Below are 7,260 nucleotides of genomic sequence, written 5' to 3'. Positions count from 1 at the left end.
TACTAACGGATCAGCAGTATATCCTGACAGCGCTTCCGTTGTTAAAGCAATCGCGAATAAATCACGAACCTGGGGAATTGCCGATGTTGATGATGTGATTGATGCCGCGTGCACTGGCCAACCTGTTGCCTGGATAATCCCTGATCAAAATCCACTATTGCCAAAGCAAGACCTAGGCGCGTTGCTATTAGTAAGCGGGATAGCCATTCCTGCCAAGGCTCCCCATATCGAGGCCGCGAAAACTCTTTATGAGTTTATTCTATCTCCCAAACGAGCCAAGCACATCGAAGCGTCCGCATACACCCGTTTGACGCTGCATATGGCGGCGGAATTAGATAAGCGCGCGCTAAAAAGACCTATCTTAATGAATGTACACTACGAAAAAATCGCCCGTTAGCCTAGCTATCAGATAAAGTTTTGTTGGTGAGGATTATAGCGGAGGCGACTTCTTCAGACGACTTATTGAGCTTAAGGCTTTGGGCTTGAATACGCCGAAGGGCTTCCTGTTCCCCAACATTGAACTTGTTCATCAGTATCTTCTTGGCCTGATTAATAAGCTTTTCGGCCTCCATTTGCCCCTGAACGCTGGTTAATTGCTGTTCAAGAGCAAACACTTCACGATAGCGCGAAACAACAAGCTCGATAGCAGGTTCAAGGTCAGCGCGGCGGAACGGCTTGACGATATAGGCCAACACCCCTGCTTCATTTGCCTTTTCGATCATCTCAATACCGCTATAAGCCGTTAAGATGAGAACGGGGGCGATGCGTTCTCTATTCAAGGTTTCAGCAAGCTCTAGACCATTTTTCTTTGGCATCATGATGTCGGCTATCACAAGGTCGGGGTGGTGTATTCGCACCAAATCGAGTGCGGTTTCGCCATTATCCGCTTCCCCAACGACCCAATGCCCCATCTGTTCAAGCATCACTTTTAAGTCGAGCCGAATGACTGCTTCATCATCCGCAATAACAATACGCTTTGACATTCTTGCCTCAAAATTGCCTAGTAGTTGACATCCCTACGCAAGCGGAAGTATGACTTGATCGATTTGAATCTGTCAATCATATCATAAGCGCCTGCTTCGTGGTATGATTTTTCATAGGAGAGTTTGATTTTGAGTAAAGAAACATATTGCCTTGAAGACGTGATGAAAGGGACTGAGACAATATCGCCGCAGGGTACGCCATATTTTTTCATCGAAGCTGCGGTGGCTCAGTCAGAACCTGAGTCTGTCGAACTGTGCGAGCGATTTTGCCGACTATTCCCGCCCCATTCCGCGCGTGTCGGGCAGCAGGTCTATGTTCCACACGCTACGGCTGAGCGGACACTTTTTCTTGATATAGAAACAACTGGTTTAAGCCCAAGCAGACCGCTTTTTCTTATCGGCACGATGTGTTATGAAAACGGGGAGCTAATCGCTCGCCAATACTTCGCTCGGACATACGCTGAGGAAGTGGGGGTTCTCGCTGCTATTTCTGACCAGATGAAAGACGTGCATTTACTCGTCACGTTTAACGGCAACTCGTTTGATGTGCCTTACATGCAAACTCGCGCCAATGGGAACGGTATTGTTTGGAATGAACCTCACGGTCATCTCGACCTTCTCCCATTTGCGCGCCAGGCCTATCGGTGGCGTCTACCTAATTGCCAACTCCAAACCCTCGAAAGCCATATCTGCAACCGCCACCGAGAAGATGATATTCCCGGCCGCCAAATCCCCGCCGCCTATCGCGATTTCCTTCTGACAGGGAATGCCGGAATGATCGGAAAGATAATGGAGCACAACTGGCAAGACACCCTAACCATGGTCAGCCTAATAAGCCATTTGTTTGGGTAGATGTTTTTGGAGCGTAGTGCGTATTTCCTTAGAAGGTGATAGGGGGCAGATTCATGAAATGTCCCCCCTTTCCTAAGGGGTCATGAGAGATTTCCGGTATCTTGCTTCTTGCTTCTTGCTTCTTGCCTCTTGCCTCGATCCTTCCGCCTTCCCTGCCAAAGTAACTGGCTGCAAAAGACACTAGTTTTCTTTGTTTCGATTTCCCTCATGTTAAAACAGGCGTTGAGTGTGGCATGAGATAAATAGTAAAACATTCGACTGAGCTTAAATGTTGCTCGCTAGCCTGAGTTATTCACTAATATCTTGAGGCTTTGCCGTCCCAGACTCTTAGGATGAATGGGGCGTAGTCGGATTATCTAATGCGGAGCAGAGGGCTATGAAATCGACCAACGCTTTGAGTTTGGACCTGACCGGGATTGATGAATATCTGCTATCCGTACGCCTTCGTCTCGAGCTGCCAATTAACCAGAAGCTGCAAGAGTATGAAGGGCGTCGGGGCACTATGGTTCAGCTTACCGAGGTCGCTGACCTGCTGAAAGATGACCAGACAGTGCAGGAATTGACACTAAAAATGGCTGAATTAGATGAGGCCGTCGAGATGCTGCGACATATCTGGGATTCTCAGTCTGGATCGCCTTCATCTCCGCCGACTTCTGATTCGGCGCTTGAGTTAGTTGTACTTGATGCGTCGACCGACGAGGTGGTATCCGAAGAGGATACACAGGAAGAGTCTGCTGAGCTAGTGGCTGATGCCGAGACAACGGAAGCTTCAGAAGAGGCTAATGGGGAGGACAAGGAAAGTCACGCAGCGGCTGAAAGCTCAACCGACCAAGTTGATACTAATCGCATCGCCGAAGAAGCTCTGCGAGATAGTAGACGAAGAGGGTATACGGGTTCCGGGGCTGTGAAAGCCAGTCCTAATGGCATCCCAAGTCGTAATTATGAAGTGGTACGAGCGAACAATCCGCTTAACGGCGAGGTAAACACTTTTGGCGCTACGGGCCAAGTGCGCAACGTACCCGGAATTTATTAGGAAAGACGAAATGAAAGGCCCCGGCCCATCGCCCGGGGCCTTTTCTCTTTTTGCCTTATTGCTTTACAATCACCCAACGAAGCCAGCCCTGAGCTTTAACAGAAGCCTGCTCCACTGCAAGCATATCCTCCGCCTCTTTCCACCTTACCGGCGGCCAATCCTTGTCTGTTGCCTGCTTAGGCTCATCCCAAGCCGGCACATAAATGCGTCGCCAGATAAGATAGGCAAGCGCATGGCGTTCGTTTGTCTTTTTTGCTAGCGCCAAAGCCTGATGCTGCAAAGGAAAACCAGGATTGCTTGCAACGTTTATCCCCGTAGCCAACTGCTTAGCGCTAAACTGTCCTAACTCTGTTTCATTGACCTTAAGAAGAAAGTTGCCGCTTTCTAATCCGCTTACCACAAGCATCTCCCTGCTTAAATCCTTTTCGATTGAGGTGACATCAAAAACAGCCTTTATGCTTGCATGATTAAGGTCGAGTGGCAAAGGCAGACGATGTTGTTTCGTAGTGAAAGACACTCCCTTGGTATTCCTTGCGACCATTAACACATCCGCATTCTTAGCGGTTGCATTGCATTCAACTACATCGATCTTAATTGAAGCCACTTCAGCCGTCGCGCCCCAAGCCTTAAGAACGGCATGAGCCATTATCCAATGGCCGCCCGGATCGGGATGTACACGATCGGGAAGAATTAGCGCATTCGAACCGTTCTTCTTCAACGCCTCTAAAACCTTCACCATCGGGGTATTAGTGTCAACGAACTTTGCTTTATACTTTTTAGCAATCAACTTCGCCCCATCAGAAATTCGCCGAAGTGAATTGTTATAAGTTGAATCCCCGCGTGTCACATCATCAAAGGCTGGAGGACCAAGAATAAATAGTCTTGCTTTAGGGCACTCTTTTCTTATGCGGGAAACGATATGCTCCAAACCTTTATAGTAGCGGTCATATATCTCTTGTTTGAAAGGTTGATATTCGCCGTCATTCATCCCAAGGCAGATAGTGACAACTGTAGGTTGGTAAGGGACTACATCGCGGGTTATACGCGTATCAATCGGACCGGCAGCCCCACCCGAAACCCTATCGCCGCCAATTCCTAGGTTTATAAAACTAATCTTCAGATCAGGATAACGTGTGATGACATAATCCTGAATATCACGGACATAGCCCCCCATTTCGGTGATGCTATCGCCATAGAAAGCTACCCTATCCCCATCTTTTAACTCGAACGCAAAAACTAGCGCCCCAAAGCTGATAAGAAGCGCCAAAAATACAAACCGCTTTCGCATAATTTTCTCCTAAGTCAAAACCCCAGAGTTTATATTCTTTAGAAATACCACTCTAACCCAGCGCCGACGGCGATATCGGTGGCAAAATCGGCGAATTCTCCTCCGACGAAATCATTGTTCTCACTAAATGTAACTTGCAAAAGCAAATCATCACGAAGCTGACGGCGCCAACCGATGCTGAACTCTCGATAAGCCCTATCAAACGTTGGATCTCCCGTATGCCAGGTTGGAGACTGGTTATCGGTCTGAAATATTAAACTATCCTTGCCGGTCAACTGCCATTCCAGGGCAACCAGTTCGCGATCTTGCCATTGGCGTGCATTCGGCAAAACACTCGGCGTGCCCTGATAAACTAGCCCCAGATTAAGATAAAGGTGCAGTTTCTTGGACAACTTCCAATACGAATCCACCTGTGCGCCGACATCCACATTGCCGCTTCCTAAAAACTCAGCAGGATTGCCGGTGGGCAGTTCAACCCCAAAACGAATCACCCCTGCGTTGCGCTTCTTCTCCCACAATTGTCGCTTATACATAATCGAAAGGTCACCAGGACCATCCTCACGCGCCGCATCGACTAGGACCGTGCCATCCTTGACAACATGAATTCGCAATCCATCAATCGGCAATATTTCGCGTGGAAGAGGGTGACTTCCTAACATCGTCGAATGCCACCAATTGACAATCGAGTCCATAAACCCATTCTGACGCGTCATAAGAGGCAGGGCAAAAGAGATTTCACTGCCGTCTTTTAATCCTTTGCGATATCGCAAAAGAAACCGCTCGAGCTCATAGTCATAAGTGACATTTTCAGTGAACTTCGCTTCGCTGACGATATCGATGTTGGCAGCAAATAGCGTTTTTCCCGGTGGAAGGACTTTTGGAAACTCAGGCGGGAACGTTAGGAACATGAGCGAAAACATATCCGTATTCCGAACGCACAATGGCCCTTTCGGGCCCCACGACTTCAACGGCGCTTCCTTCGCAACTTCGCCGAATGCAGTCAAAGTTATTATAAGAGAAAACAGTAATATCCAAGCATACTTCATGCCCTCATTTTGACTACTTTTAGAAGCTTTTGTCGACGATTTGGTTAATTTTAACCATGCTTGGATTTAATCTTCACATCGAGCATCGGCTTGACACCTCTATTTGACCCTGGTACACTCAGCAAAGACAGCCCATTGAAACGGGCAATAAAATATTTGAGGGCAAAATGAGCGCTCTGACAATCCACGAATCAAAGCTCCCCAACGGTGTTCGACTGGTGATGGAGCATGTTCCATACGTTCAATCGGCGGCAATCGGCATTTGGGTGAAAGCAGGCTCCCGTTACGAAGAAGATTTTGAACTCGGCATCTCTCACGTGCTCGAGCATATGCTTTTTAAAGGAACTGAAAAACGCACTGCCAAGCAGATTGCTGAAGAAATCGAGGCTTTGGGCGGCTATTTCAACGCATTCACCGACAAGGAAATGACCTGTTATTACGGGCGAATTCTTTCCGAGCATTCTTCGTCGTTAGTGGATGTGCTTTGTGATATGCTGACGAACTCAATAATGGCGCCTGATGATATATCGAGCGAGGTGAAAGTCGTTCTTGAAGAAATCAAGCGACGTGACGATGACCCTGAGGACCTTATTCACGACGTCTTCCTAGAAACCCTTTGGCCTTTTCACCAACTCGGCCGCCCTGTTATCGGCACTGTCGAAACCGTCAGCGCAGTCAATCGCGAGAAGCTTTTCGATTATATGAAACGCCGATATGCCTCAAATGAAATTGTCATTTCTGCAGCGGGTAATTTGGATTTCTCGATGATTGAAGATCTTATTTCTGACCGATTAGGTTCGCTTAAGCCTGTCGAAATGCCCTTCGAGAAAAGTATCCCCACCCCAAGCGCTCGGAAGAACTTCATGACCAAAGAGGTTGAGCAGGTTAATTTTTGTCTTGGCTCCAACAGCTTCTCGCAACATGAGGATGACAAGTACCCGATGGCTGTACTCGATACAATCCTCGGCGGTGGAATGAGTAGTCGGTTGTTCCAAGAAATCCGCGAAAAGCGCGGGCTTGCTTACTCCATCGGTTCTTCATCCAGCGCCTACGATGAGACCGGCTACTTTATGGTTTATGGAGGGACGAGCGAAGAAAACTTCCAACAGGTCACAGACTTGACAATGGCGGAATTCGACCGTGTTAAAAATGAACTTGTAACAGACTATGAACTAATGAAAGCCAAGAACCACATCCGCGGTTCGCTTCTATTGAGTCTGGAGGGAATGAGTAGCCGTATGATGCGCTTGGGCAAAAACGTACTCTATTTCGACAGAATAATCCCCATCGAGGAAATAATAAATGCCGTCGACAAGGTCAACAAAGAGGATTTACTCAACATAGCGAATAAAGTATTAGACAATACCAAACTAACCACCGCCGCCATCGGCCCATTCGCCGAGTGAAAATTATGTAATACGTATTCCGAGCATTGACCCCTTTCCAAGAGTTTGGGGTCAGGGGGTGAAGCCCCTGCACAACGAAGTGGTGTCATTGCGAGGAACGAAGCTACGAAGCAATCTCCTCCTGGCCTAACTCTGAGAAAGACCATACGGAATGCCCGTCCGAAAAACTGGATGTTAAAAGCTAAAAAAATACAAAAAATGAGCTTATTCGAGGAGAATGAAGAACTAGCGTTTGCGCCATTGGCTACACGAATGCGGCCTCGTGAGATTGCCGAATTTGTCGGTCAAGAACACCTGTTTGCCGAAGGTAGTCCCATCCGAACGGCAATCGAAGCGGGGAAACTGGGTTCAGCCATCCTCTGGGGACCAGCAGGAAGCGGCAAAACAACCCTTGCCCATCTAATCGCCGTCCATTCCAACGCCTACTTCGAAGCCCGAAGCGCCGTCACTGTGGGTGTCGCCGAAATTCGCAAAATCGCCCAACTGGCCCACCAAAAACAATCAAGTGGCCGACGAACACTCCTCTTTCTTGATGAGATTCACGGTTTTAACCGTTCTCAGCAAGACACCCTTTTGCCCTATGTCGAGGACGGCACGCTTACTTTAGTGGGCGCGACCACCGAAAACCCGTTCTTTGTGATCGCCACCCCCC

Annotated in this window: 8 protein-coding genes; 5 read left to right on the top strand and 3 right to left on the bottom strand. The window is 48.2% G+C overall.

Annotated elements, in window-relative coordinates; genetic code table 11:
- A partial coding sequence (locus tag WCO51_07695) for a hypothetical protein (GenBank protein MEI6513144.1) occupies positions 1–397 on the top strand: 397 nt, incomplete at its 5' end.
- Position 398: 1 nt separating this feature from the next.
- Here WCO51_07695 and WCO51_07690 read toward each other — a convergent pair.
- Complete coding sequence (locus WCO51_07690) at positions 399–983, bottom strand: response regulator (GenBank protein MEI6513143.1); 585 nt, start codon at positions 981–983, stop codon at positions 399–401.
- A 129-nt stretch (positions 984–1,112) separates the two neighbouring features.
- Between WCO51_07690 and WCO51_07685 the strand changes: the two genes are divergently transcribed.
- Together WCO51_07685 and WCO51_07680 are read left to right on the top strand one after the other, a co-directional pair.
- The gene (locus WCO51_07685) at positions 1,113–1,835 is read left to right on the top strand and encodes a ribonuclease H-like domain-containing protein (GenBank protein MEI6513142.1); all 723 of its coding nucleotides are present in this window, start codon (positions 1,113–1,115) and stop codon (positions 1,833–1,835) included.
- A gap of 376 nt (positions 1,836–2,211) precedes the next feature.
- Positions 2,212–2,868, top strand: a complete 657-nt coding sequence (locus WCO51_07680) for a hypothetical protein (protein ID MEI6513141.1) — start codon at positions 2,212–2,214, stop codon at positions 2,866–2,868.
- Between the two features lie 55 nt (positions 2,869–2,923).
- Here WCO51_07680 and WCO51_07675 read toward each other — a convergent pair whose 3' ends face one another.
- Together WCO51_07675 and WCO51_07670 are read right to left on the bottom strand one after the other, a co-directional pair.
- Positions 2,924–4,156: an SGNH/GDSL hydrolase family protein gene (locus WCO51_07675; protein MEI6513140.1), complete on the bottom strand. Its 1,233-nt coding sequence runs from the start codon at positions 4,154–4,156 to the stop codon at positions 2,924–2,926.
- Between the two features lie 38 nt (positions 4,157–4,194).
- Positions 4,195–5,124, bottom strand: a complete 930-nt coding sequence (locus WCO51_07670) for a DUF3187 family protein (GenBank protein ID MEI6513139.1) — start codon at positions 5,122–5,124, stop codon at positions 4,195–4,197.
- A 245-nt stretch (positions 5,125–5,369) separates the two neighbouring features.
- Here WCO51_07670 and WCO51_07665 point away from each other — a divergent pair, with 245 nt between their 5' ends.
- Positions 5,370–6,608 (top strand): pitrilysin family protein, encoded by a 1,239-nt coding sequence (locus tag WCO51_07665; GenBank protein MEI6513138.1) that lies wholly within the window; start codon positions 5,370–5,372, stop codon positions 6,606–6,608.
- 171 nt (positions 6,609–6,779) lie between these two features.
- The coding region (locus tag WCO51_07660; protein MEI6513137.1) for an AAA family ATPase at positions 6,780–7,260 on the top strand (481 nt) is incomplete at its 3' end.

Source organism: bacterium (assembly GCA_037131655.1).
In the GTDB taxonomy this organism is placed as follows: Bacteria; Armatimonadota; Fimbriimonadia; order Fimbriimonadales; family JBAXQP01; genus JBAXQP01.
The sequence above is the reverse complement of the archived record's forward strand: the minus strand, read 5'-3'. Positions and strand labels throughout refer to the sequence as shown.

What these genes read in the sequence shown, in the direction of transcription:
- WCO51_07690 (MEI6513143.1), bottom strand. Translation starts at nt 983, where the DNA reads ATGTCAAAGCGTATTGTTATTGCGGATGATGAAGCAGTCATTCGGCTC.
- WCO51_07680 (MEI6513141.1), top strand. Translation starts at nt 2,212, where the DNA reads ATGAAATCGACCAACGCTTTGAGTTTGGACCTGACCGGGATTGATGAA.
- WCO51_07675 (MEI6513140.1), bottom strand. Translation starts at nt 4,156, where the DNA reads ATGCGAAAGCGGTTTGTATTTTTGGCGCTTCTTATCAGCTTTGGGGCG.
- WCO51_07665 (MEI6513138.1), top strand. Translation starts at nt 5,370, where the DNA reads ATGAGCGCTCTGACAATCCACGAATCAAAGCTCCCCAACGGTGTTCGA.